Here is a 26,032-nt window from a genome sequence, read left to right as displayed (position 1 = left end):
CAAATTTATTTTAGCATTTTATCGAATTCACATCAAGCTTCGTCATCCGCCTGTCGATTCTCGGTTGCCGTTGCCAATTGATCCGCAACCCACTCTTGAAACTTCGTGACTAGTGCAGCGTTATTTTCAAAATCAGCACCGCCGGCTAGTTCATCAATCCGCAATCCAGATTTATTCAGCTGATCCCCTTCTGCAACCATGTATACATTCACCGGATACTCCGGATCCCGATCTAATAACTTAGGATCTAGGCGTTCAGCTTCTTTCATTGGAATGTTGATCAGGTTAGTTTCTAAACGAACACTTAAGTCATCACCAACTGGCATTTTAACGGTCCATTCATAGCCACATAGATAACCACTCGCCAACTGATCTTCAATGAATTGCAGGCCTTTTTTGATGACGGTTGCTTGTTGAACCTTGGCGGCCGTTGTCGCAACATTGGTCGTCTTCACATGGTCACTAGTCAATTGTGTTAAATAATCTTCATACGTAAATTCCATTTATTTGGTTCCCCGTTGTTTCCGATACTTCTTTTCCATGAACAGTTCTCGTTGTCGAACTCCTAAAACGATCCCATATACACATAGAATAATTCCAATAATGGCAATTAACTGCACTAGTAACCCAGTGATGGACGTCTTGTTTTGCACTTGAAGCAGGCCACCAAGACTAATAATGCCGTAGTACATCATGGCAGCAATCGTAGCATAGTTAGAAAAGTGCCAGTCCGCTACCGCTAAAAGCACGACGACAATCATGATAATTATCATGGTCACTAATGTCGTCAGCGCCACACTAGACATCCAGTCAATCTGATGCTGATTGAACATCACAAACTCAATTATCATCGCCATCACCATCGTCACAATGGTTATGGCAATGATCCGCGAAACATTCTTCTGTTTATTCATACATTAATCCCTCTCAATTGATCCCTTTCATTTTACTATCTGTTGACGAAAAGCTCAATTTATCCCTATTTCATGGTATCATAGATGAAAAGATAGAAAGGGATTTTACGATTATGGCAAATGGAACCTACCAAAAAATTTTAGTTCCAGTGGATGGTTCAAAAGAAACTCCACTAGTAATGAAGCGTGCAATCCAAGCTGCTTTAAATAACGATGCCCACCTTGATATTCTTAACGTTGCCCAAATCAACCAAGTTACCGAGGGTTTTGCTACTTTAACTGATATGAGCGATGGTAAAACCCACGAACTTGTGCAAATTATCGAAAAACGTTTACGCGATTTAGAACAGCAAGCTAAAGATGCTGGTGTTAAATCTGTAGCGATTCACATCCGTTTTGGTAATCCCAAGTTGGTCATCTCCCGCGACTTCATTCGTGACCACCATAATGACCTGATCGTAATGGGCGGTACGGGAACATCACGAATCGAACGCTTACTTCTCGGGTCCACAACTGGCTATGTCGTTCGGATGGCTAAATGTGATGTCATCGTTGCCCGCCAGCATAAATAATCAAAGTGCGTTATTTCATCGAATTCATTGATGAGATCGCGCACTTTTTATATATCCGTTAACTAGCTTGAATAAACAGTTTCATGGTGTAATAATCATCCACCATCAAAAAAAGAACGACGCTTCCGCGCCGTTCTTTTCTTATCAAAAGGAATCATGAATCCCTTTTCCGATAAATTAATTGCTATTAATAATGATAATTAGAATTCACGCTTCTTAGCAACTAAGCCTAAACCAAGCATAGCTGATACAGCACCAAGTGCGATGACAGCAGTTGATTCGTTGTTGCTAGTTTGTGGCAACTTAGCGTCATTCTTAGTGTTCTTTGCGCTAGCTTCGTTGGCAGCAGCAACCTTGTTAGCAGCACGGTATTCAGCACGAGTCATCGTAACTTGACTAGCGTTACTCTTGGCAGAATTACCTTCCTTAACACCAGTAGCAGTCTTATCACCGTCAACTGATGAAGCAGGAGTCTTGTCATCGTCCTTCTTGGTATCGTTACCAGTAGTATTGTGGTCACCGTTGTCCTTGCTGTCATCAGAGCCCTTAACAAACATGTTGTTAAGAATGTTAGTGTCAGCGTTTAAAGCATCGGTGTAAGTCTTCAATTCGCTTTGCTTTTGAGCTAATGCGGCTTCTAATGGAGCAACGGCATCGTCAGCACCCTTAGCTGCAGCACGGTTAGCCTTAGCTTGGTCAGCCTTGTCAATGATTGATTGACGGTAAGCAATGTCGTTAACCAGCTTTTGGTAACGAGCGTTAGCCTTAGCATCATCAAGCTTCTTGTTCCACCAGTTAAGAGCGTTGTTACGGTCAGTTACGTTTTGCTTAGCAGCAGCTAATTGACCCATTAATGAAGCAGCGCCATCCTTACCATCGGCACCGTGGAGACGGTTGTTGATGGCGTTAACGATGCTTTGCTTAGCAACAACGTTTGAAGCTAATACATCATCGTCTGGGTCCTTAGCAGCGGCAGCCTTAGCAGCATCAAGGTCAGCTTGAGCCTTAGCTAACTTGTCGTTTTGCGTATCGATCTTAGCTTGAATAGTGTCAACAGCCTTCTTGGCATTGTTAAGAACCTTATTAGCATCCTTAACGTGTCCTTCAGTGTCAGTTACAGCAGTGTAAGCAGGGTCAGCCTTGTCGGCGTTGATCTTTTGACGAGCACCAGTGGCCTTCTTTTGCATTTCAGCGTATTCAGCATCGTTTGGTAAGTTGTAATCTGCACGTGCTTGAGTGTAAGCATCCTTCTTTTGGTTAGCAGTCAAACGAGCAGCGTCACGAATAGCCTTCAAGTCCTTTTCGTGTTGAAGAGCAGTTTCGTATGCAGCTTGCTTAGCAGCAGCACTGTCAGCAGCAGACTTGTGACCTAACAAGTCGCGACCTGCAGGGTTCTTGTCTGACTTAGGAGCAAGAATCTTGTTAGCGTTCCGGATGGTCTTGTCAGCTGCAGCAACCTTAGCGTTAGCAGCATCACGAGCAGCCTTGTGCTTTTGTGAATCTTGGTAAAGTGCGTTCATTTGGTCTAAGAGGCTTTGGTTGTAATCAGCAGCGTCTTGCTTTTGATCTTCAGTAGCCTTCTTATCAGCATTTACCTTGTCAAGGTTAGTTTGAGCTTCAGCTTGTAACTTAGCAGTTGCATCGTAAGCTGCATCGTCCTTCTTATCCTTAGCAGCTTCATCGTTAGCTACCTTAGTTTGAGCAGTCTTAGTTGCAGTAGCATCTGAGATTTGGTTTTGAAGCTTGTTGTAAAGGTCAGCTTCGTTCTTGTCCCAGTTGTTCTTGTAAGCGTTAGCTTCGTCAGCAGCAGCCTTAGCAGTGTTAGTTGCCTTGTGAGCATTGTTGTAATCACTGTTAGCCTTGTTGTAGTCGCTTTCAGCATTCTTCCATGCAGTCTTAGCGTCATTGACCTTAGCTGCATTTTCGTTAGCATTCTTAGCGTTGTCAACAGCCGTTTGGGCATCGTTAACAGCCTTTTGGGCGTTGTTAACGTTAGTTTGGTCAGTAGCAACCTTTGCCTTTTGAGCATCGTATTGATCTTGGCTAACTTCTTGCTTCTTGTTAGCAACTTGAGTAGTAGTAGTTGCAGCAGCTGCAGTATCAGCATGAGCAACAACATCGCCGTTGCTTAAAGTTAAACCAGCTAATACGGCAGTGGTCATCAAACCAGCAACCATCCAGTTCTTACCGGATTTGTACATCTTGAAGCGTAATTTATTATTTTGCATAATTAATCCTCCAAACATAATAGCAAAAAATCTATCAAATACTCCATATATTTGAACGATTATTATTTTAATAGGTTGGTTTTTTTTCAACTTTTATTATCACAACAAATAATTTGAAAATGATTTTTTTATGAAATGATTATTACTTTAATCAACGATATTTTTGTCTATTAGTTAACAATTAATTCAACTATTAGAAAATTAATTTTGCAAATTCTTTTTCGCGGCCCCTTAGTGATCAATCGTTCAACATGAACCAGCAAATCCATCAAAAAAGGACGACGTTTTCGCGTCGTCCTTTTCTAACAGATTAACCATTAATCAGCTAAGTTCAATTCTTTCTTTACCAAGTTGGCAACTTCTTCGTTCGTATCAAGGTCCATTGCCTTTTCAACTAACTTTGCACAGTCCTTGGTATCAAGGTTCTTCATCATTGAACGAGTCCGTAAAATGGATGATGCTGACATTGAGTATTCATCCAAGCCCATTCCCATTAACAATGGTAATGCCAATTCGTCACCGGCCATTTCACCACACATGGCAGCCTTTGTACCATGACGGTGTGCAGCCGCAATAACATGGTTAATCAAACCAAGGAATGCTGGATTCAATGGTTGATAAAGGTATGAAACAGCATCGTTACCACGATCAGCCGCAAAGTTGTATTGAATCAAGTCGTTAGTTCCGATACTGAAGAAGTCAACTTCTTCTGCCATCTTGTCAGCGTTAATTGCAGCCAATGGTACTTCGATCATCATCCCGATCTTTACGTCGTCACCAAGGACACGGTGATCCTTTTGTAATTCAGTCTTGCATTCTTCAAAGATCCGCTTAGCAGCCCGTAATTCTGCTAATGTCCCGATCATTGGGAACATAATGGATAATGGACCAAATTCAGAAGCCCGAATCAAAGCCCGTAATTGGGTCTTAAAGATTTCAGGACGATCCAAGCAAATCCGAATTGCCCGGTAACCCAAGAATGGGTTCATTTCATCTGGTAGTGGTAAGTAGTCAAGTGGCTTATCTCCACCAATATCAAGAGTCCGAACAACTACCGGCTTACCCTTCATGCCAACAATGGCTTTCTTGTAGGCTTCAAATTGTTCATCTTCAGTTGGGAGGTGATCAGACCCCATGTAGAGGAATTCTGAACGGAATAAACCGACACCATCAGCACCTTGCTTCATCGCATCTTCCACATCATCAGGTGTTCCAATGTTGGCGGCAATTTCAAAATGCTTGTCATCCTTGGAAACAGAAGGTGCATCAACTAACTTAGCCCATTCAGCACGTTCCTTTTCAAAGGCTTCTGCCTTGGCTTGGTAGTCTTTAACTTGATCATCTGATGGGTCAACAATGATGTCCCCATGCAGTCCATCAACGATCACATTTTGACCATTCTTAGCATTTGCTGTGATATCTTCGGCACCAACAACGGCTGGAATCCGTAAGGTCCGTGACATGATAGCAGCATGGCTCGTCCGACCACCTAAGTCGGTCACAATCCCTTTAACAAACTTTGCGTCCATCTGTGAAGTATCAGAAGGTGTGATTTCCTTGGCAACAATCACTACAGGCTTGTCGATTCCGGCAATGTTTGGTAATTGCTTACCAAGCAAGTGACTCATCGCCCGCTTAGCAACGTCTTTAACGTCTGCTGCCCGTTCTTGCATGTACTTGTTATCAGTCATTGCTGCTAACATGTCAGCAAAGTTCGTCGTTACTTTATCAACGGCGGCTTCGGCACTCGTCTTATTATTGTTGATGTCATCCTTAATTTGCCCTAGCATTTCTGGATCTGAAAGGATAGCAATATGGGCATCGAAAACTTCTAGTTCTTCATCAGCCAAGCGCCCCTTAGCGTTTTCCTTAATCTTTTGCAATTCAGCAATTGAATCGTTAAATGCCGTTTCTACACGAGCGTACTCTGCATCCGCATCACTAATTTTTTTGTCCTTATCGTATGACAAATCTGGATCCACTAGTAAGTAGGCTGGTGCAATCCCAATTCCGTCACTAGCGGCGATTCCTTTAACGTCTTTTGACATGTTCTTTCCCCTTTTCATTCATGATTTAAATCACATGTTTAAATTATAAATCGTTTTCATCAACTTTGCTATATTAATTGATAAACGCTTTCAAAATTTTTAAAAAGAAAAGAAGCCACCGCTTCTCTCCTTACTTAATTAATCTGTGGCATGCTTTGCATGATCTTTAGAATGGGCATTGTTTTGACCATAGTAAGCATTGGCACCATGCTTCCGGTAGTAATGCTTATCCAGTAAGTATTGTGGCAGGTGCAAATCTTCATGTGTTAATTGCATGGCGTGGTAGTCTTCTTCCGCCACTACTTCGAGCACTTTGGCATTGTAAACCGCCTTATCTGGCGTTGGGCCCCAGGCAAAGGGACCATGTTGCATCACTAAAGCAGCTGGGGTTGCTTCATAGTCTAAGCCCCGTTCCTTAAAGGAACGAACAATTACCTTACCGGTATTGCCTTCGTAGTCTTCTTCGATTTCCTGCTTAGTTAGGGCATCCGCAGCTGGGACATCGGTGTAAAAGGTGTCGGCGTGAGTCGTGTTCATTGCTGGAACGTCCATCCGTGCTGCCGCAAAGGAGACTGCCCATGGGGAGTGAGTGTGCACAATTCCGCCAATCTTTGGGAAGTGGTTATAGAGGTAAGTATGGGTTGGCGTATCAGAAGATGGATTGTAGTCCCCTTCCACAACTTCACCCTTCAGGTTGACCACTACCATGTCTTCAGGCTTTAAATCTTCGTAGGGAACTCCAGAAGGTTTAATAACGTAAAGCCCCTTTTCACGGTCAATTCCAGAAACGTTTCCCCAAGTAAAGGTAACTAATCCTAACTTAGGAAGTTGCATGTTGGCTTCATAAACTTCTTGTTTTAATTCTTCGAGCATTGTTTTTCTCCTTATTATTAATTATTTTTGAACGGGTTCTTGGTGAATACCAACTTCATTAAAGAGGTTGTCAAAATAGCGTTTAGCTTCTTTAACTTCATCAATTGGATCTTGATCACCATTGTCACCAGTCCACATTTCGATCGTGTAACTACCGTTGTAGTCAAGACGAACTAGTTCCTTGAGTAGTCCGGCAAAGTCAACACAGCCATCACCAAACGGGACGTTTTTAAATTGACCCTTGAAGGTTGGCGTAACTGCCTTAGTGTCCTTAAGATGGACTGCAGCAACATTATCAATGTGTTTTTCAAAGTCCACCGGGACATAATTTTCTGGCCAGGCACTAAGGTTTCCCAAATCTGGATAGGCTTGCAGCCACGGGCTATGAATTTGGCTCTTCAATTCCGCAATTTTTTCGATCGAATTCAAGAATGGGTCGTCCATCGTTTCGATCGACAGCATAACCATCTTTTTAGCAGCCATATGAACACACTTAGCGAGATTCTCTACATATAATTCACGTGACATCATCGTTTTGTCTTCATAGTAGACATCGTAGCCGGCCATTTGGATGTTATGGATTCCTAAATCAACTGCCAAATCAATGGCCTTTGCCATCATTTCTAGAGACTTTTGCCGAATCTTCGGGTCTTTGGAACCCAATGGGTAACGACGGTGGCCGGATAACATCATTGTGTTGATCCGACTATTAGTTACCCACATCGCATCACGAAATTCTGCCCGTTGTGCCTTTGTCCAATCTAGCCGCGCTAAACGTTCATCGCTTTCGTCAATGGAAAATTCCAAAAAATTAAAGCCTAATTGATGGACTAATTCAAATTTTTCTTTCCACGTCAGGTCCTGTGGAAGGGCCTTTTCATAAATACCCAATGCATTTTCTGTCATAACAACGATTCCTTCCTACTAAAAAAGCAATGACGAACCAATTACAGCCCGCCATTGCTTTGCAAAAAAAGAGATTATTTTGACTGAGGCAGTTTGTAATTAACCCCAAATACGGTCAATTTCGTTCTTGAACTCCAGTGCTGCGGCATGTGGATCATCAGCGCCGTGGATCGCACGGCCAGCGATGAAGCAGTAAACTGGAAGACCCTTAAATAACTTCAGAACTTCTGGCTTAACACCACCGGTAACAGAAACTTTGAAGCCCATGTCGATCAAGCTCTTAACGGAGTTTAGATCCTTTTCACCCCAAGTTTGACCAGCAAACTTAGCGTCCCGGCTTTGGTGATAAACTACTTGGTCGATACCGTTGTCTAGCCATTCTTGTGCCCGTTCCTTGTTGTCCCAGCCTTCATATAATTCAACTTGGACTTCAATTTCTTTTTGGGCGTTCGCCATGGTTGGAACGGTGGCTGCGTTGATACAAGTTAACCAGTCAGCACCATGTTTCTTTGCAACTTTACCGATGTGGCCACCAGCGTCGGCACACTTGGCATCCGCAAGCACGATCTTGTCTGGTGCAATTGCCCGAAGATCACTAACGGCGTCCATACCTTCTTGGTAAATCAAGAGGGTGCCGGCTTCGACAACATCAACGACATCACTAACTTGCCGGGCCACATTCAACGCTTGGGCAGTAGTATCAGTGTCCAAAGCGACTTGTAACATTGGTTTAGTCATTTTATTTACCCCTTTAGATTACTTGTTTAACTTTGCTTGAAGCTTCTCGTTGTTCTTAACAGCATCTTCAACTTCTTGCTTGGACATAACGTTCTTAACACCAATTACAATGGCACCACGCTTCTCAGCTTCGTCAAACATCTTAACGAATGGTAATGAAGTGAAGACTACGTCATAGTTACGGGCAGTCCCTTTTGCTTCAGAAACTGAAGTGTGATCAGAAGTGGTAACGTTAAAGCCCAAGTCCTTCATTGCCTTAGTGGCAGTCCGTGAAAGCATTAAACTAGTTCCTGAACCATTTGCACATGCACTTAAAATTTTCATGATGTTTCCTCCTAAATTTACAGACCTAATTTATTAATTATTTAGCAGCATCCGCTTCGTCTTCATGCATCTTCTTCCAAGCGTCGTAATCCTTAACGATTAAGAAGTAACCCTTTGGGTCGTGACGGTATTCCAATTGTGGAATCAGGACAAAGATGATGATGACAACAGCGATACCAATGTAGCCTAAGTACTTCATGATGACAGTTGCGAGTGGCCATACTGTTGCCCAGTCGAACATACCAAGGTAACCACCGTACGTTGCCATGCCAACCCAGGTAGCAATTAATGCAGAACCACCAACTTGGATTAATCCAGAGATGAATGGTGCAATCATGGCGTACTTGTAACCACCACGGTTGTTGGCAAAGACACCAATTGCCGCGTTATCAAAGAACAGTGGAATAAATCCGGCGATGACAATCGTTGGTGACTTGAAGACAATCAGTAAGATAATCATCAGGAATTGACCTAATGCACCGAACATGAAACCAATTGTGGCGGCGTTTGGTGAACCAAACCCTAAAGTTGCGGCAACATCGATCCCAGGAACGGAACCTGGTAGCCAACGATCAGAAATCCCTGTGAATGATTCAGTTAATTCGTTAACGAATGTCCGAACCCCTAATTGCAAAATTGCAAGGTAAACGGCAAACATTAATGAAGTTTGAATAATATAGAAGACAAAACTTTGACCAGCCTTCATAAATCCGGCTTTGATTAAGTAAGATGGGCCAAGGATAATCAAGATAATCCCGAAGAAGATGATCATCAGAATCGCGGTGGAAACCATGTTATCGTTGAACATTGATAACCAACCAGGAAGTTCGATATCTTCAAGACGCTTAGATTCAGTCTTACCCTTTGCTTTAGCACGCTTTTCCATCCATTCAGCCCATTTGGCAAAGATGAAAATCCCAAACATTTGTTGGTGGGCAATTCCAAATCCAGCACCATCAGTTAATTCTTGAGTAATACCAACGGTTAAGTTAGAACCAACGGCCCAGTAAAGACCGAGGACAATACTCATCACGATTAGCAACGGAATCCGTCCCATTTGTGGGAAACAGAAGAGGAAGAGCCAGAAAGCAGTCGCTGCCTGTTGAACTTGAACGTTACCAGTAGTAAAGACAGCCCGTAGCTTCGTGTACTTTTGGAAACGAACTAATAAAATGTTCATAATATAAGCAAACAATAGCAATAACATTGTGTCAGCGAACGAACGGCCAAACCGCTTCATGATCCCAACAGTAACCGCGTTTTGCCCAAAGTATGGGTCCGTAACCATGGCCGAGAGATGGAACCGTGACTTCAAACCAACCAAGATTGGCCGGAATGAAGTAACCAGTCCACTTGAACCAACCGTTAAAATAAAGTAACCAATTGTGGCTTTTAAGAACCCAGAAAGTACTTCATACCATTTCTTCTTTTCCAGAAGGTAACCAATCAGAACAATAAACCCAATCATGAAGGCTGGTTGTTCTAGAATGTTTTTGGCAAAGTATTCCCAGATTGTCATAAAGACATTAAATACAGCATTCATTTTTCTTCACCTTTTTCGACAATCCTACATATTGTGCTTCTTCATTACGTCACGATAATCATCCATGGTCTTGATCTTCAGCAGGTCATCAACCATGTCGTCTTCCATTAACATGTCAGATAAGTTTGCAATGTTTTTAACGTGGGTATCGTGATCCTTAGCAGCAAGCATAAAGAATAACTTGGCATCCTTTTCTGGGTTACCATCTTCAAAAGAAACCTTTTCTGGCATAATTGTGAAACCAATCCCGGTTCCTAAGACACCGCTGTTTTCAGCTGAGGAGTGTGGCATTGCAACGCCAGGAACAATCACAATGTAAGGACCATATTCCTTAACATCAGAAATCACTTGATCGATATATTGGTCAGTCACCAAATGATTATCCTTCATAACTTCCCCGCTGATTCGAATTGCATCTTCCCAATTATCAGGATGCTTGTCAGTAATATTAACTAGTCCATTTTCTAAAAAGTAACGTAACATTATTTAAAATCCTCCCATGCCCACCCGATCGTGGGCTAATTAATGTTTTTCATTCAACTTTCCTTCCGACCTGATCTCGCAAGTGAATTAAAGTAATTCTGGGAATGGAAGGTCTGGCTTGTTCTTGAATGCGTCGTGGAAACCACGGTCGTACATGTATTCAAAGTCATCCTTGTTTTGTGGGAAGCTGAAGCCACCACCAACTTGAAGGATGTAAGGCTTGAAGTCGTAGTGGAGACGGTACTTCTTAAGTTCCCAAAGCTTGATAATGTCCTTTGGATCAGCAAAGAAGTTTGACCAGATATCCCAGTGCATTGGAATAACAACCTTCGTCTTCAAGTCTTCAGACATCCGTAATACTTGAGAGTCATCAAGCTTATCAGTGATGCCCCGTGGGTTTTCACCGTAAGCACACAGTGCAACGTCAATCTTGTTTTCGTTACCATGCTTAGTGAAGGTGTTGGACATGTGAGAGTCACCAGCGTCGTAGAGGTTACCACCAGAAGTTTCAAATAAGTAGTTAACCGCAACTTTGGCCATTTCTTGTGGCATGTGACCTGCTAAAGTAACATTTGGATCATCTTCAGTAACTAATTCAGTCCGGTCAAATGATTCAAGGGCCTTGATGTTTACAGCACCAACCTTGACTTCATCACCTGGCTTTACAACAATGGTCTTTTCAGCAGGAATTCCCCATTCGATCCATTCATCAACAACGCCTTGTGGGCCGATAAACTTAGCGTTTGGACAGTTCTTGTTAACACATGCTGCAGTGTAGATGTCCAAGTGGTCGTGGTGAGTGTGAGTAACACAGAGTGCATCGACATCCTTAAAAGCAAATGGGTCAATGACGTAAGGACGGTTCCGTAAGTTTGGTTGTTGAGCTTCAACACCGGCCATCCGCATCATTTGGTGACCCTTCCGCATCTTGCCATTACCGTGGGTGTGCTTACCAGTACCGTTCCATACATCAACTAAGATGTTGGTACCTTCATGAGTCTTTAACCAAAAGCCCATGCAGCCAGTCCACCATAAGCGGAAGCTTCCTGCAGGAACCTTGTAATCAGCAATTTCTTCGTTGAGGTATTGACCCCATTCTGGGAAATTGTTCATTGCGTAATTTTCTGGAGTTACATCGTTAATATTCTTTGGTGATGCCATTGTAAATTCCTCCTAAACAACATCTTTATTTGTTTACGAGTATAGAATATTATCTTAAGTAACCGATTTCAATCGTTTTATATGTTATTTTTTCACTTTATACGATAATTAAATGTTATATCACAACTTTTTTTGTTTTTTAGAGATAAAACAGCTGTATTTTGATAGTTATTTGTTATAATCACATATGAAATGGTTATAGTGCACATATTACGGATGAATAGAAGGTATCAATATGAGAAATTCATACAAAAATATCGAAAATCGTCGTGAACACATATTAGACGTACTAAATAAAAACAAATCCATGACCATCGAGGAGCTTAGTAAACACCTTAATGTCTCGGAAATGACTATTCGCCGCGATTGTAATAGCTTGGCGAAAATGGGAAGAATAACCCAGCATCTCGGGACCGTCAGTTTTGTTTCTCCAGAGAATGCTAGTAATAGTGACTCACGTTACCGAATCAAAAGAAGTCTGGGAACTGAAGCAGCGAAAAACATTAGCGATCACGATATCGTATTTGTTAATTCCAGTTCAACTGCCTTTTATGCAGTTAAAGCATTGTTAAATAAAAAAGTTTCCATTATTACTAATAATGGAAACGTCGCAAAATTATTATCGGATCATAATATCGCTTCAATTATCCTTTCAGGTGGAAATGTCAACAATCGTGATATTATGAGTGGTGATGTCGCAAATCGAACCTTTTTAAGTATGCGATCTGACTGGGGAATCATCGGCTGTGCCGGTCTCAGTCTTGAACAAGGAATCTCAACTCCTGGAATTGAGGAAGCAAATGTTAATCGCAATATCATTAAAAACTCACGTCGATTAATTGTGGTTGCTGATTACAGTAAGTTTGGGAGTTTCTCGAACTTTACGATCGGCAAGATATCTGATATTGATATCTTAATCACTGATACATTTGTTTCAGGAAAAACACTTGATGCATTTCGGAAACAAGGTGTCGAAGTTATTCAGGTAACGCAAATTTAACATTGGTACAAAAAAGCGGGGCTGCTCTAACTGAACAGCTCCGTTTTGACATTAAATACCATGTCTATTCTAATTTACCAACCACTGGCAAGCCTTGCAGCACCTTATCTTTATGCGGTGACTTGTTGAATAAAACATCGGTTAAATCACGGCCAGCCAAATTCCCATGATGTTCACCATTTTTCCAAGCATCTTTGCCAGAAACATCATAAACAGTTCCATTAATTGCCACGTACGCTGGTTGCCCATTCTTACCATTAAATTTAGCTAATTCATCGGTTGAGAATACTTTTTCACTCATAAAAATGCCTCCTTAGATCAATAACGGTAGTTAACATCTTCATTATAGCGAAACTCTTCCCACAATACGATTAATCCGCCCATTATTAACGTTTTTTAAAGGCTTCATAAACTGGATCAACTGCTTCTTCAGCTGCTTTCACGTTTTGGGGCTTAAAGTAAATCCGGTTGGCATTATTGTACATCACATCATTCAGTTCATTTTCTGTGAAAAGATCTGTGTTCTCAAGCCAAGTAGCCAGTTGATGATAAGAGTTAAACGTTGCTGACCATGGGGAGTCGGTTCCCCAAATTATTCTTTTCGATCCTAATATTTGCTTTGCAAGTCGTACTGTTTTTTGACATTTAGGATATGGAAAATCATCCTTGGTTTCTCCCTGAATATCTTGAATTGCCGAAAGATCTATCAAGATATTGTTGTACGGTTCAAACTGTTTCAATACATTTTCTAGACGATCTAGATGATCCGCATCCGGAAATGAAAGGTGACAAACCACAAAGTCAAATTGCGGATAACATTTTGCTAAGTTGACAATCGCTTCAGGTTGGTAACTAGTTTGAGTGTAATCACCATAGTCCGCCGTTACCACAAAGCCAGGATAGTCCGCTAAGTAATGAAAAATCTGCGAGCACCGGGGATCAATGTCTAAACGGAACGGTTGGTGGAATCCGTGTAAGCCACCGCCCTGGCTAATCTCAAATTTAATGGCACGAAAGCCCAACTGTTCAACGTGACGCTTAACGATGTCTAATGCGAAGTCATCAAATGGATCAACAGAAAATGCACCAATAAATTTCCCGGGAAATCGTTTTACGACTTGGTAAGTATAATAATTCTGGTAACCATTCAAAGTCCCTTGGAGCAACACCGCTTTACTAATGTGCTCTTGCTCCATTACTGGAAAATACTTTTCAACTAAAAAGTTATCATCACCCCAGCCATCAGGAATTAAATGAATTATTTCTCCATTATCCCAAATTGCATAGCCATTGCCTAAGGGACTAAGTCGTCCTTGTCCCTTAGCGCCAGCTAGTTCGCGAACCAGGTGAAGGTGTCCATCAATTTTTTGCATATCCATCCCTCTAATTATCATTCAATGTACTGCTTAGCCTCATCATAACCTAAGCTAAACTTATCCATTAACTTATGAATTAACTTTTCTCGGTCTGGTTCGTACTCCGAAAGTAATTGTGCTGTTGCTTTAATAGTTTTCTTTCTACCTTCAGCTCTTCCCTCAGCTCTAGCATCCATCAGATTCATTTCATAGCTCATGAATTTCTGCCTTCTTTCTGGATCCTGCTTAATACGTTCCATTTCTTGAACCACCTGCGATACTAAAGGATCTTCCATCACAGGTTGGTTCTCCATTAGTTTAAGGAAGTTTCCTATCTCAATACTATCATGAAAATCGTTCGCTTTGGCATTGAAAATAACCTTATGTTGACCATCATCAGCAGTTAACTTCGGATCACGATCACATCGACATTGAAAACTATATTTAGACCATCCACGACCATAATAATCAAAATCACAAAAGATAATTACGTAGGTTGGATACCCGGATAACTTATCATAATCATCACCAACCTTTAACAAATCATAATCAATCTGATCTTGATAATACCGTAATCGGTAAGGCAAATTATGGCGATTAGCAACCTGCATCTCAATTACAAACACTCGTCCCTTTTCATCTTGGGCATATACATCAAATCGACTGCCACGAGCATCAATCGGACCATTAATTGTTCTTTGAGTTTCATTAAGTTCAATTTTCGTCACCTTTAATTCTGGCACTGCACATTGGATTAATTTCAAGCAAATATCGCGATTTTCCATTACCATCCCAAACATGACATCGTTTGAGATCTTTAAATTGTTCCATTTGCTAATTAACCCTTTAATCATCGTCGTTTTTGATTGCAATTTCACCTTCATTATTACCTCGCAAATTAGATTGGCAAAAAAATATCCGCCTATTATTAATAGACGGAAGAAATTACAAATTACATTAAAAAAAGAGCGGAAAAACCGCTCTTTTTTACAATAAATATTAAATTATTGTTCTTCGTACCAGCTGTAGTGGAAGTTACCAGGACGGTCAGTACGTTCGTAAGTGTGAGCACCGAAGTAGTCACGTTGTGCTTGAAGCAAGTTAGCAGGAAGCACTTCTGCACGATATGAATCGTAGTAGTTAATAGCAGCACTCAATGATGGAGTTGGTACACCGGCCTTAACGGTAAGGGCAACAACATCACGCGTAGCCTTTTGGTACTTCTTAGCAATGTCCTTGAAGTAGTCATCAAGAAGCAAGTTCTTGAGTTCAGGGTTCTTATCAAAGGCATCAGTAATCTTTTGTAAGAATTGAGCACGAATAATGCATCCTTCACGCCAGATTTGTGCTAATTCACCATACTTAAGGTTCCAGTCGTAACGGTCAGAGTCGATCCGCATTTGTTCGAATCCTTGAGCATAGCTCATAACCTTACCGAAGTAGAGAGCTTGACGAATCTTTTCGATCATAGCTTCCTTGTCATCAATTGAGATGGCTTCAGTTTCTACTGGTAATTCCTTGCTTGCCTTAACACGTTCGTCCTTCATCATGGAGATGTAACGTGCGTAAACAGCTTCAGTAATTACTGATTGAGGAGCACCACCGTCAAGGGCAGTCATTGAACTCCACTTACCAGTACCCTTGTTAGCACCACGGTCAAGAATCATATCAACGATTGGCTTGTTCTTATCATCACCAAGGTCATCTTTACGAGTAAGAATGTCGGCAGTAATGTTGATCAAGAATGAGTCTAATTCGCCTTGATCCCATTCGTGGAAAATCTTAGCCATGTCATCAACGCTCAAACCAAGAACGTTACGCATAACGTTGTAGCTTTCGTCGATTAATTCTTCATCACCATATTCAATACCGTTGTGAACCATCTTTACATAGTGGCCGGCACCATTAGGCCCGATGTAAGCAACACAAGGCTTGCCGTCTTCAGCTTTAGCGGCAATCTTAGTCAAGATAGGAGCAACTAAGTCATAAGCTTCCTTTTGACCACCAGGCATCAAGGAAGGACCATGAAGGGCACCTAATTCACCACCGGAAACACCCATTCCGATGAAGTTAATACCTGATTTGTCAAGCTTAGCATTCCGTTCCATAGTGTCATGGAAGTTAGTGTTACCACCGTCAATCAGAACATCACCCTTATCAAGTAATGGCAATAATTCGTCAATAACAGCATCAGTTGGTCCACCAGCCTTAACCATTAAGAGGATCCGACGTGGCTTTTCAAGTGAGTCAACAAAGTCCTTAATAGTGTAGCTAGGGATTAACTTCTTATCACTGTGGTCCTTCATCATTTCGTCAGTACGGTTACGGTGACGGTTATAAACCCCAACAGTAAAACCGCGACTTTCGATGTTTAAGGCCAAGTTCTTACCCATAACGGCAAGACCTACAACACCAATTTGTGCTTTCTTATCTGACATTGTGTTGTCACACTCCTTAATAAATAAAAAATACTTTTACAGTGACCATTATAACAGAAAGCTAGATTTGTGAAAGATTTAATTTGAGAAATATTGATCAAAGTCTAGAATACCGTTAAAAAGACCTAGCCAGATAAAATCTCATTAGCGAAACAATTTGTCTAATTGGAGAACTTTTAACACTATTTTTCAACTGAATAGCATAGATTGGATATTCAAACTTAAGCTCTGTCAAGTGATGCATGTTTAAAGATTCTTTATATAAATTTGTAATCTGACTCGGTACAATTGCCCATTGATCACTGCTTAACAAGGTTGGAATTGTATTCATAACTGTATTAGTCGTTATTGCTGGTGTAATAGTACTATCCCAACATACATTATGCCAAACTTTATACTTATCGTTATTATAATCAATGAATATTTCGTTGCGTTTATCTAAATTTTCTACTGAAATATTATCAGGTAAAAGCTTATTTCCACTGGTAACAACTACTAAATGATCACCAAATATTTTTGTTGAAGATAATTTAGGATTATTAGTATCAAAAGGTTGTATACCAATATCAGCTTGCATTTCATTAACTAATCTATCAATATTTTCGCGATCTGTACATTTAATATTTAAACGAATTTCAGGATTAGATAGGTTAAAGAACTTTACTAATGGAGAAATATATAAACCACAAATATCAAATGTAGTTGCAATCGTTATACGATCATAATGTGGTTCATTTTTTAGCTCATTTGCACTTTCGATTATACTAAGATATTGCTTTGCTAGAGGAATAAATTTCTTACCATATTCAGTAAGCGTAATCTGAGCATGACCTTTGACACGGTTAATTAGCTTCACACCAAGATGCTTCTCTAACTTATTAAGACGGTTACTAACTCCCGCTTGCGTTATAAATAAAGCATCTGCTGCTAAAGAAATTTGTCTATACTTAACAATCTTCAAAAAGGTTTCTACTAATTCTGAATTCATTGTTACACCATTACTTTAATAGAACATTATATTTTTTTAGAGAAACTATACTCTGATTCATATTGAAAATGGTTACTCCCCCATTTAATGGGACATTATCTTTGCCAGCAACATTTGCCCCATAGTATTCACTAATTGTTCTTATAAACGTCCCATGTGAAACTATTAAAACATTGTCTGCTTCTCTTAATGGTTCAAGCCTATGTACAAAATGTTTCCAGCGATCAGTAATTTCACGATACGATTCAGCGTATTTATTTTCATCTTTAGTTAACATAAGGGAACGTACTTCTTCCATTCCACCGTGCTTAATTATATCATTTTGATCTTCATACGGCGTTGATCTTGTAATCATTGACCAAACATCATCACAGGGTAATCCATCAAAAGATCCAAAGTTAACTTCTCTAATATCACTATTAGTTATATATGGTAAATTCTCAAGGTGAAGTTCTTCTATAATATCTCTTGTCGTTTGAACAGCCCTTCCTAAATCCGAAGAAAAAATCTTTGTAAAATTAATATCTTGCATAGACTTTCCTACTTGGTGTGCTTGAGCATGTCCCCTTAAAGTTAAAAAAGAATCAATCTGGCCCTGCATCCGTCCAAGTTTATTTAAAAAAGTTTCTCCATGACGAACTAAATATAATTTAGCCATAGTAATCACTCCTAAATATTTTATTTCAAAAATCAAATATAACGACTTGTAATGTATACGCTTTCAATTATAATAAAAAGTGAATAGAAAGTTAAACATTCTAGATACCTAACTTTCTAATTTATTTTGCAATTATTTTAGGAGGTTATTTTATGCACGTGACTTTAACTGTGTGGCAGGCGTTGTTAATAGCATTATGGGTTGCATTAGTTGAATCTCGTATTCTTGGATTTGCAACATTAACAATGAGATTTAGTCCACTAATGACTGGAATGATGGTCGGCCTTATTATGGGACAAATGCATCGAGCTGTTATCATCACAGCCGCAATTCAATTAGTTTATATGGGCTTCGTTGCTCCAGGTGGTGCTTTACCAGCTGAGCCATGTATTGCAGCTGCAATCGCTGTCCCCGTTGCAATCATGGGAAACATGAGTCCGCAGGCTGCAATTGCTATTGCAGTTCCGGTTGGATTACTTGGTAGTTATCTGTATCAATTCCGTTTCTTCCTTAACACTTTTGCCTTAAAGCCAATGGATAGATATGCAAAAGAAGCCAATGCACATGGATTAAGAATTTCTATTATGGCAATCCCAACTGTGATTTCTTTCTGCTTATTCATCCCATTAATTTTCATTGCTCTTTACTTTGGTGCTCCAGTAATTGCTCATGTTGTTGCAAATATTCAACACGGAACTATTATTCACGTACTAACAAGCGTTGGTGGTGGATTAGCCGCATTAGGGATTGCAGTTATTATACAAGTAATTGGTAAGCAAAAATTATTACCATTCTTCTTCCTTGCCTACTTTATGAGTGTTGCTTTTGCAAAACTAAACATTAACATGACGATCTACGCTGCATTCGGAATTATCTTCGCGTTCTTATATGTAATGTTTACTCAAAAACAAGTTGATAATTAGTAAGGAGGGGTCAATATTGAGTAAAGAAAACGATGCCCCAAAGGGACAAAATCAAAATGTTGAACCAGAATCAAACAACAAGGGACAAATCCCGCAACCTGATAAAATAACAAATCGTGATTTAATGAAAGCCTGGTTTGGATGGTGGTGGGCTAATGAAGTTAACCATACATTTGACCGAATGCTTGCCCCCGCCTTTTGCTTTGGATTAATTCCAATTTTAAAAAAGTTATATAAAACTAAAGACGAGCTAGCAAAGGCTTTCCAACGTCACTTGCTATTTTTCAACACCCAGTGTACGTGGGGTGGTGGGACACTAATGGGAGTTACCATTTCCCTAGAAGAAGCACGTGCTCGAGCAATGGCCAACGGTGAAGAAGCTATTTCTACCGATATTATTTCCAACACTAAAGTTGGGCTAATGGGTCCACTAGCTGGAATTGGTGATTCTATTGACTCAGGTACCGTTCAATACATTTTCATTGCCATTTTCTTACCATTTGCACAAAAGGGTAATTTCTTAGGATGTCTTTTACCATTCCTTTGTTTTGCAACCGCTACCTATATTTATGGTTACTACTTTACAAAGATGGGATATTCACTAGGTCGGTCTGCGGCTAAAGAAATTATGACTTCTGGTCGAATGTCATCCATTATTGATGGACTAGGTGTTTTAGGACTATACATGATGGGAATCATGGCTGGACAATACGTTAAGATCAAGAGCTACTTGAAATTCACAATTTCTCATAAAACATTTGATGTTCAATCAATTTTAAATACCATTATGCCAGGAATTCTTCCTTTAACAGCAATCTTACTTCTCTATCTATACTTCCAGAAGAAGGGGCTTAAGATTACTCGTGGATTAATTTACCTAACAATCATTTTAATTGTTCTATCTTGCTTCTATATCGTTTAATAAACTGGAGATGTTGATAAATTGAAGAAACGTGCATTTTTACTTGTTACACATGGTGATATGGGTATTGAAACTGTAAAAAGTCTAGAACTTTTAATGGGCGAGCAAAAAAATGTAACTGGGCTTGGATTACACCAAGGCGAATCTGTAGATGATCTTAAAAATAAAGTCCTAGAAGTTTTGGACAACAACAAGGATCAATATGATGAAACGATCATTTTAGTCGATCTACTTGGTGGTAGTCCATCCAATGTTGCATTACGTTCATTAGCAAATTATCGCGACTTAAAGATTATTACTGGTTTAAACTTACCAGTATTAATTAACTTAATTAATTTTACAGATACCGAAGATGACACAAACAAGTTAATTAAAGATTCTATTGAAGTTGGACAAAATGGTATGAAGTTAATTGATATTAACTTTTTAAATAACAAATAAAGGAGAGATAATTATGGGTGAAATTAATATGGCTCGTGTAGATGACCGTCTTATTCATGGAAAGGTTATGCAAAAATGGACTAAGGGACGTGGAACAAATTCCGTTTATGTTGTTGATAATGCAACAGCAGCTGACGACTTTCTTAAGGACATCTACGTTTCAACAAATTCTACAGGTGGACTAAAAATTAAAGTATTTTCTACTAAGGAAGTTGCCGATGAATGGAATAAAGATCAATTTGGTAATGATAAAGCATTAATTGTTTTCAAAAACGTTAAAGAATTAAAAGAATCCTATGACAACGGATTACCTTTAAAAGAAGTTGACGTTGGTGGAGCTGCTAAAAAGCCCGATACCGTTTCACAACCAATTGGAGATGTTTCACTTACCCAAGATGACATCAATGATCTAAAAGAATTGGCTAACGATGATGTTGAAGTTTACTTCCAGTCGGTACCTGAATCACGCAAAGTTAATTTTAAGGCATAAAATAAATAGATAGGAAGGTGGTGAACTTTATTGACTCAGCAGAATAATAGTCAGTATAAAGTTACTGCCGATCCTGTCAGAATTCTAATAATTGATATTGCTTATGTATTAATTATCAGTGGACTTTTATCCATTTTATGGGTAAAAACAATTATAATCTGGAAGATATTTGCTGTTTTCTTTGCGATTCTATTTTTAGTTTTAACTTGGAAAACCTCAAAACCATTAATTACCAACAAAACACTATATTTAATTAATGACCAAGGAGTAACTGATTACACCCAAAAGAAGCCTGTTACTATCCCATGGCAATTAATCAAAAAAATAGAACTCGTTCCCAACAATGCTACTTATCAAATTGGAATAATTGCATTTGATGTCATAACAGACCAAAAGAAAACTGCTAAGCAAATTCAAAATAATTATTCAGAAAACGGTAATTTAGCTATTTACTCAATTATCATTGATGGATTTAAGTTTAGGCGTAAGCCCTTTTTAGCTATATATAACGAGCTTAAACGCCAAGGGATTATATACAATCCTAAAATATTAATTAATGAGCAATATAATTTACTAAGCTAGATCAAGAATCCCGATTAATCTTTTCAGATTAGCCGGGATTCTTTAGTATGGCTCCATAAATTAATTCTAAATATCATTACCAATCGCATGTATATAAAAAAGACCATCACGCATATACCATGATGGCCCCAATTTAAATTAAGCTGACTAGATTAATTCAAACCTAATTTATCTAAAATTTCTTCATAGGCTTTATCAGCACCCATACCAGTAAGAATTGGCAAACCACTGATTACCTTATCCTTAACATCATCTGGTACAACTGTTGTGCTTACAAATGCATCATATTCATCAATGTGATTAATTTGTTCAGCAATATTACCCTTTAGCATCTTAACCTTATCAAGTACGCCCTTGGAGTCTAAGAAATCACGAATCTTGCCTTCAACAACAGTTGAAGTAGCAATACCACTACCACATACAACCATTAAAGTCTTCATAATTAATACTCTCCTTTTTCCTATTTATCAGCTACGGCTTTATCATTAGCCTTGTGAAACTTATTATACCAAATCATGATAGCAAGTGTTACTACACCGATTAGGCCAATGCCACCCCAAGTCATGATCTTACCAAGGCCGATAATTAACCAAGTTGTCCATACACCACCATCACTTAAAACAGTAATGGAACTTGCGCCTTGTAATCCAAAGTGTGCTGCCTTTGCAGAAGCAGTAACAAATGGTGCAACCCATGAGGCAATGTAAAGTGTAATGATGATATCAACAATCCCACCAATTAAAGTACGGAAAATATCACCACGGAACACAGCGGCCATAATGGCGATCATATATGGAATTGTTGCTAAGTCACCAAATGGTAATGTGCTGTTTCCTGGAAGAATAACAGCAATTAATAGTGTAATTGGTACTAAAATCAATGCAGAAGACAGAACTGTTTCGTTACCAGCAGCTAAGGCACTATCCATCCCAATGTAGAGATTACGGCCTGGGAAGTGTTTCTTAATAAAGTCGTTGGCACCTTCAGAAATTGGCGTCAATCCTTCCATTAAGAGTGAAACCATCCGTGGCATTAAGACAAGAACAGCAGCAGTAGTTACACCAAGTTGCAGAGTCTTAGCAAATGAGTATTTAGCCAGCAAACCAATAATAATACCAATGATCAGTCCCATTACTGAGGCATCACCGAATACACCCATCCGCTTTTGAACAGTTTTTGGAGTAATCTTAATTTTGTTAATTCCAGGAATTCGGTCCATCAACCAATTTAATGGCAAAGCCAGTAAAAATCCTGGAGCAGAGGCACCTTGTGGGAAGGAAATACCAGGTAAGCCATATTGCTTTTGAATATATGGAGCTGACATATCGGCTAACAGATAAATAATCATGATGTGAACAACCATCGTGAAAATACCTAATGCAAAATTATGAGTTACCGCATAAACAATAGAACCTGTGAAGGCAATGTGCCAGTAATTCCAAACGTCAACATCAAGCGTCTTAGTCAATCCAATAATCAGTAAAATAACATTAGTAATAACACCAACCGGAATTGCTAAACTTCCAAGAACAGTCCCATAGGCAACAGCAGATCCAGCTGGCCAACCAATATCCAAAGTTGAAAGGTTTAAACCAAAGTTACGAACCATTGCGTGTGAAGCAGGTCCAAGGTTTTTAGTCAATAAAGTAATGACTAAGTTCAAACCAACAAAACCGATCCCGACTGTTAAGCCTGCCTTAAAAGCCTTACCCGGGGTAATTCGTAAAATTAAAGCAAAAATGAATAAAAGAATTGGGAGCATTACACTAGCTCCAAGGTTAACAAACCATTGCAATCCCGCACTAACTGCGCTCATATTGTTTCCTCCTCAATATTATTCAATAATTCCGTTTTCCTTCATCAGTGAAATAAAGTCATCAATTGACGATACATTTTGAACGGCTGTCATTGCTTCTTCGTTTTGGAACAATGCCATTAATTTCTGCAACATAGTTAATTGATCGTCTGATTTCTTCAAAGCCAGCATAAAAAGGACTTTTACTTGAATTTCAGCATTATCTCCCATTTGATGGAAAGTTACGGGTTCCTTCAACCGCATGAAACCAATTTGTGGTTCAATAACTTTATCAGGGTCACAATGCGGAATTGCAACACCGATTGTTTGCGTCATTAAACCTGTGGGAAAACTAGCCTCACGCTTTAAAATAGCATCCTTGTACTCATTAGTAACAACTCCAACATCATATAAATGATTTGCTAATTTTGTCAGCGCATCTGTATTACTGGAGGCACTTTGATCAAAGAACACCACTTTTTTATCAAAAAGCATTTTGTCTCTCTCCTATCCAACTCTTAGTAAATCCATTAATTGTTGATAAGACAATTTTGGATTTTGAAGGGCTTTCATAACCGATTCATCAGTTAAACAATCAACTGATGACGATATCGATGAATCCTTTGGGCGTGAAAAAATGTAAATGCCCGTGGTTATATCATTACTTGTACCATACTTAATTGGTCTGTCCACTTGACTAATTATCAACCAACTTTTCGGCAATTTATTACTTACAACATGTGGCATAATTACGTGTTCATCAACCTGAATACTACCTAAACGGTCACGCTCTTGTAGTTGTACCAATAAGTCAGCATTAAGTTCATCCGAAAGCATTAGTTTTTTAATTATTAATCTTCGCCAATCAGAATAATCCTTGACGTCTACTAATTTAATCAACATTATGTTCATCAAGATACCTACTCAATCTATTTCGATCTTGCATATTAAACATTGCGCTTGATAAAATTACTTGCTCATTGTTCCTTGGACTAACTGGAATAGTTGAAACAATTAAATCAACATTAACGTATTGCGAATAATGGCTTTCATAATCACTTTTTGAGACAATACCAACTAAATCTAGTTCAGGAAAGTTTCTGTGAATTTTTGCGTACAATAATTTAGAAGTACCAACACCACTTGCACACATCACTAAAACTCTCTTATTTAAACTGGTTTCCTCAAAATATTTGGCGAAATATAACGTCAAAAAGCCAATCTCATCATCACTAATTTTCCATGAAAGTAATCCATCATCATTCGCCTGTCTACTTAATCGTTTCAAACAATCGAATAACTTTTGATACTCTGATTTAATGTCATCCAATAATTTATTAGCAATTACAATGCGATTCTTTAGACGATTGAACATCGGTCTAATATGACTAATTAAATCGCCCTTTAACGCTTTAACTTTTGGATCATGAATACTAAGCTGAAAGCCATTAATATAATAGTCTGCAAGCTTACTGGCATCCGAAGACACTTCATCATCAATTGCAAAGTCGTGATTATACCGCATCGAAATTAAATATTCTAATAAATAATAGCTTTCAATTTCAGGAATATCTCGATGAATATAATCAGCTGTATTCTGAATAACATCATTACTGATTTTCCAAAATTTAGCATTTTCTTTACGCAATTGAAGACACTTATCCGCAAAATCGCTTTGTTGAGTGTCCTTAACAACCTTGCCATTTCGAAATCGTTTAATTAAAACATACAAGTGCGAAAAAATATTAACATTGTATGGATAAGGAATTGTAGTTCCTAATGACTTCTGAATCCAATCAATTTGAGTAGTTAGAAATGAATTATCATAATTGCTCAAATCTTCGAACTCACTAGCAAAATCATTAATACTTTCAGTATTCATCGCCTTGCTCTGAACCAATGCACTATTAATTGCCCGTCGAATTTGCTGTTCTTCACCTTTAACAGCCACATAATTATTATGACGTTGAATGTTGAGGTTGTATTTATGTAGCAAATTATTAATTGCTAACAAATCCTGACGAATTAATTCTGCACTAACATAATACTTCTCATAAACATCATTAATATTAACTGCTAAAGGTGCATTGAATAGTAATGTTGTAATCACTTCATTCCGCCGTTCGATGGGTGACTTAACAACCAGATTTTGTTCTTCATGGAAATGTCCATTTAGTTTAAGATATTGGTCATAATCAAGAATATATCCCTTCCCACGTTCAGATTTAATCAATGGGAAGTGATATTTCTGATTAATCTCGGTAACAGATCGGTAAATAGTTTTTGGTGAAACTCCAATAATTTGTGCTAACTCTTTCGACGTGACAAACCGATCATACTTAGCTAAAGTACTGACAATTTTATCACTGCTCTTAGTCATCATCCTCCCTCCTTATTTTTAGTCTAACAGGTTATTAAAATAATGATGATAAATAAGTGTCCAATGTAATGGCCATTGTTGTGAACACGTCCACAATGATACCATATAAAACTATTAGTTATTTAACCAATTATCTTATGTATATTTATATAATGTTTGTAATTAAAAAACTCAGTGTAAAATTATTTCACACTGAGTCAAAATATTCAGATCACCCTATGACTTGCTTTAACGATTAATTTGCAGAAAATTTATTTATTGCGCTCTTTT

Annotated in this window: 29 protein-coding genes; 7 read left to right on the top strand and 22 right to left on the bottom strand. The window is 38.9% G+C overall.

The genetic code is table 11. The features are described 5' to 3' along the window. Window positions 1–32 precede the first annotated feature (32 nt). Window positions 33–503: a hypothetical protein gene (locus HMPREF0501_RS03515; RefSeq protein ID WP_006916473.1), complete on the bottom strand. Its 471-nt coding sequence runs from the start codon at window positions 501–503 to the stop codon at window positions 33–35. After that, entirely contained in the window at window positions 504–914 is a 411-nt protein-coding gene (locus tag HMPREF0501_RS03510; protein WP_006916472.1) for a hypothetical protein, read from the bottom strand. 113 nt (window positions 915–1,027) lie between these two features. Here HMPREF0501_RS03510 and HMPREF0501_RS03505 point away from each other — a divergent pair, with 113 nt between their 5' ends. Next, a complete protein-coding gene (locus HMPREF0501_RS03505; protein WP_006916471.1) occupies window positions 1,028–1,486 on the top strand; it encodes a universal stress protein in 459 nt (152 codons plus the stop codon). A gap of 200 nt (window positions 1,487–1,686) precedes the next feature. Here HMPREF0501_RS03505 and HMPREF0501_RS03500 read toward each other — a convergent pair whose 3' ends face one another. From HMPREF0501_RS03500 to ulaG, 9 genes are all read right to left on the bottom strand, one after another. Beyond that, a complete protein-coding gene (locus tag HMPREF0501_RS03500; RefSeq protein WP_040455815.1) occupies window positions 1,687–3,714 on the bottom strand; it encodes a KxYKxGKxW signal peptide domain-containing protein in 2,028 nt (675 codons plus the stop codon). A gap of 317 nt (window positions 3,715–4,031) precedes the next feature. Then, a complete protein-coding gene (gene ptsP / locus HMPREF0501_RS03495) occupies window positions 4,032–5,762 on the bottom strand; it encodes a phosphoenolpyruvate--protein phosphotransferase (protein ID WP_006916468.1) in 1,731 nt (576 codons plus the stop codon). 138 nt (window positions 5,763–5,900) lie between these two features. Then, window positions 5,901–6,635 (bottom strand): L-ribulose-5-phosphate 4-epimerase, encoded by a 735-nt coding sequence (locus HMPREF0501_RS03490; RefSeq protein WP_006916467.1) that lies wholly within the window; start codon window positions 6,633–6,635, stop codon window positions 5,901–5,903. Between the two features lie 21 nt (window positions 6,636–6,656). Beyond that, entirely contained in the window at window positions 6,657–7,541 is an 885-nt protein-coding gene (locus HMPREF0501_RS03485) for an L-ribulose-5-phosphate 3-epimerase (RefSeq protein ID WP_006916466.1), read from the bottom strand. Between the two features lie 99 nt (window positions 7,542–7,640). Then, window positions 7,641–8,279: a 3-keto-L-gulonate-6-phosphate decarboxylase UlaD gene (locus tag HMPREF0501_RS03480; RefSeq protein WP_006916465.1), complete on the bottom strand. Its 639-nt coding sequence runs from the start codon at window positions 8,277–8,279 to the stop codon at window positions 7,641–7,643. Between the two features lie 18 nt (window positions 8,280–8,297). Continuing rightward, on the bottom strand, window positions 8,298–8,603 hold the full coding sequence (locus HMPREF0501_RS03475; protein WP_006916464.1) for a PTS sugar transporter subunit IIB: 306 nt from the start codon (window positions 8,601–8,603) through the stop codon (window positions 8,298–8,300). 37 nt (window positions 8,604–8,640) lie between these two features. Then, on the bottom strand, window positions 8,641–10,146 hold the full coding sequence (locus HMPREF0501_RS03470; protein WP_006916463.1) for a PTS ascorbate transporter subunit IIC: 1,506 nt from the start codon (window positions 10,144–10,146) through the stop codon (window positions 8,641–8,643). Window positions 10,147–10,170: 24 nt separating this feature from the next. Then, window positions 10,171–10,629, bottom strand: a complete 459-nt coding sequence (locus HMPREF0501_RS03465) for a PTS sugar transporter subunit IIA (protein WP_006916462.1) — start codon at window positions 10,627–10,629, stop codon at window positions 10,171–10,173. A gap of 87 nt (window positions 10,630–10,716) precedes the next feature. Beyond that, window positions 10,717–11,790, bottom strand: a complete 1,074-nt coding sequence (gene ulaG, locus HMPREF0501_RS03460) for an L-ascorbate 6-phosphate lactonase (protein WP_006916461.1) — start codon at window positions 11,788–11,790, stop codon at window positions 10,717–10,719. A 235-nt stretch (window positions 11,791–12,025) separates the two neighbouring features. On the opposite strand from ulaG, the gene HMPREF0501_RS03455 reads away from it, so the two are divergent. Continuing rightward, complete coding sequence (locus HMPREF0501_RS03455; protein WP_006916460.1) at window positions 12,026–12,790, top strand: DeoR/GlpR family DNA-binding transcription regulator; 765 nt, start codon at window positions 12,026–12,028, stop codon at window positions 12,788–12,790. A 64-nt stretch (window positions 12,791–12,854) separates the two neighbouring features. Here HMPREF0501_RS03455 and HMPREF0501_RS03450 read toward each other — a convergent pair whose 3' ends face one another. The 6 genes from HMPREF0501_RS03450 to HMPREF0501_RS03425 form a co-directional block, all read right to left on the bottom strand. Beyond that, complete coding sequence (locus HMPREF0501_RS03450; RefSeq protein WP_006916459.1) at window positions 12,855–13,091, bottom strand: cytochrome b5 domain-containing protein; 237 nt, start codon at window positions 13,089–13,091, stop codon at window positions 12,855–12,857. Between the two features lie 85 nt (window positions 13,092–13,176). Beyond that, a complete protein-coding gene (locus HMPREF0501_RS03445) occupies window positions 13,177–14,163 on the bottom strand; it encodes an amidohydrolase family protein (protein WP_040455813.1) in 987 nt (328 codons plus the stop codon). Window positions 14,164–14,180: 17 nt separating this feature from the next. Next, on the bottom strand, window positions 14,181–15,029 hold the full coding sequence (locus HMPREF0501_RS03440) for an Rpn family recombination-promoting nuclease/putative transposase (RefSeq protein WP_223206779.1): 849 nt from the start codon (window positions 15,027–15,029) through the stop codon (window positions 14,181–14,183). Between the two features lie 120 nt (window positions 15,030–15,149). Next, the gene (gndA, locus tag HMPREF0501_RS03435) at window positions 15,150–16,583 is read right to left on the bottom strand and encodes an NADP-dependent phosphogluconate dehydrogenase (protein WP_006916456.1); all 1,434 of its coding nucleotides are present in this window, start codon (window positions 16,581–16,583) and stop codon (window positions 15,150–15,152) included. 115 nt (window positions 16,584–16,698) lie between these two features. Further along, window positions 16,699–17,571: a LysR family transcriptional regulator gene (locus HMPREF0501_RS03430; protein WP_006916455.1), complete on the bottom strand. Its 873-nt coding sequence runs from the start codon at window positions 17,569–17,571 to the stop codon at window positions 16,699–16,701. A gap of 10 nt (window positions 17,572–17,581) precedes the next feature. Further along, the gene (locus HMPREF0501_RS03425; RefSeq protein ID WP_040455812.1) at window positions 17,582–18,229 is read right to left on the bottom strand and encodes a histidine phosphatase family protein; all 648 of its coding nucleotides are present in this window, start codon (window positions 18,227–18,229) and stop codon (window positions 17,582–17,584) included. A 152-nt stretch (window positions 18,230–18,381) separates the two neighbouring features. On the opposite strand from HMPREF0501_RS03425, the gene HMPREF0501_RS03420 reads away from it, so the two are divergent. The 5 genes from HMPREF0501_RS03420 to HMPREF0501_RS03400 all read left to right on the top strand — a co-directional run bounded on the left by HMPREF0501_RS03420 (window position 18,382) and on the right by HMPREF0501_RS03400 (window position 21,587). Beyond that, window positions 18,382–19,152, top strand: a complete 771-nt coding sequence (locus HMPREF0501_RS03420) for a PTS mannose/fructose/sorbose/N-acetylgalactosamine transporter subunit IIC (RefSeq protein ID WP_040455811.1) — start codon at window positions 18,382–18,384, stop codon at window positions 19,150–19,152. A gap of 88 nt (window positions 19,153–19,240) precedes the next feature. Next, the gene (locus tag HMPREF0501_RS03415; protein ID WP_050755757.1) at window positions 19,241–20,074 is read left to right on the top strand and encodes a PTS system mannose/fructose/sorbose family transporter subunit IID; all 834 of its coding nucleotides are present in this window, start codon (window positions 19,241–19,243) and stop codon (window positions 20,072–20,074) included. 21 nt (window positions 20,075–20,095) lie between these two features. Beyond that, window positions 20,096–20,515 carry a PTS sugar transporter subunit IIA gene (locus tag HMPREF0501_RS03410; protein WP_040455809.1) on the top strand — a complete coding sequence of 140 codons (420 nt, stop codon included), beginning with the start codon at window positions 20,096–20,098 and terminating at the stop codon, window positions 20,513–20,515. Between the two features lie 13 nt (window positions 20,516–20,528). Beyond that, entirely contained in the window at window positions 20,529–21,005 is a 477-nt protein-coding gene (locus HMPREF0501_RS03405; RefSeq protein ID WP_040455807.1) for a PTS system mannose/fructose/N-acetylgalactosamine-transporter subunit IIB, read from the top strand. 30 nt (window positions 21,006–21,035) lie between these two features. After that, window positions 21,036–21,587 (top strand): hypothetical protein, encoded by a 552-nt coding sequence (locus tag HMPREF0501_RS03400; RefSeq protein ID WP_006916451.1) that lies wholly within the window; start codon window positions 21,036–21,038, stop codon window positions 21,585–21,587. A gap of 152 nt (window positions 21,588–21,739) precedes the next feature. Here the strand turns inward: HMPREF0501_RS03400 and HMPREF0501_RS03395 are convergent, their stop codons facing one another. The 5 genes from HMPREF0501_RS03395 to HMPREF0501_RS03375 are packed head-to-tail and all read right to left on the bottom strand — an operon-like array spanning window position 21,740 to window position 25,765. After that, window positions 21,740–22,027 (bottom strand): PTS sugar transporter subunit IIB, encoded by a 288-nt coding sequence (locus HMPREF0501_RS03395; RefSeq protein ID WP_006916447.1) that lies wholly within the window; start codon window positions 22,025–22,027, stop codon window positions 21,740–21,742. A gap of 20 nt (window positions 22,028–22,047) precedes the next feature. Further along, the gene (locus HMPREF0501_RS03390) at window positions 22,048–23,403 is read right to left on the bottom strand and encodes a PTS galactitol transporter subunit IIC (RefSeq protein ID WP_040455805.1); all 1,356 of its coding nucleotides are present in this window, start codon (window positions 23,401–23,403) and stop codon (window positions 22,048–22,050) included. A gap of 18 nt (window positions 23,404–23,421) precedes the next feature. Next, complete coding sequence (locus tag HMPREF0501_RS03385; protein WP_006916445.1) at window positions 23,422–23,877, bottom strand: PTS sugar transporter subunit IIA; 456 nt, start codon at window positions 23,875–23,877, stop codon at window positions 23,422–23,424. 12 nt (window positions 23,878–23,889) lie between these two features. Next, on the bottom strand, window positions 23,890–24,285 hold the full coding sequence (locus HMPREF0501_RS03380) for a PTS sugar transporter subunit IIA (protein ID WP_006916444.1): 396 nt from the start codon (window positions 24,283–24,285) through the stop codon (window positions 23,890–23,892). Further along, a complete protein-coding gene (locus tag HMPREF0501_RS03375; protein WP_006916443.1) occupies window positions 24,275–25,765 on the bottom strand; it encodes a BglG family transcription antiterminator in 1,491 nt (496 codons plus the stop codon). Before HMPREF0501_RS03375 ends, HMPREF0501_RS03380 begins: the two co-directional genes overlap by 11 nt. Between the last annotated feature and the right edge of the window lie 267 nt (window positions 25,766–26,032).

The organism is Limosilactobacillus coleohominis 101-4-CHN (genome assembly GCF_000161935.1).
GTDB classification, from domain to species: Bacteria; Bacillota; Bacilli; order Lactobacillales; family Lactobacillaceae; genus Limosilactobacillus; species Limosilactobacillus coleohominis_A.
Note: the sequence above shows the minus strand (reverse complement) of the source record. Positions and strands in the feature narration are given on the sequence as shown.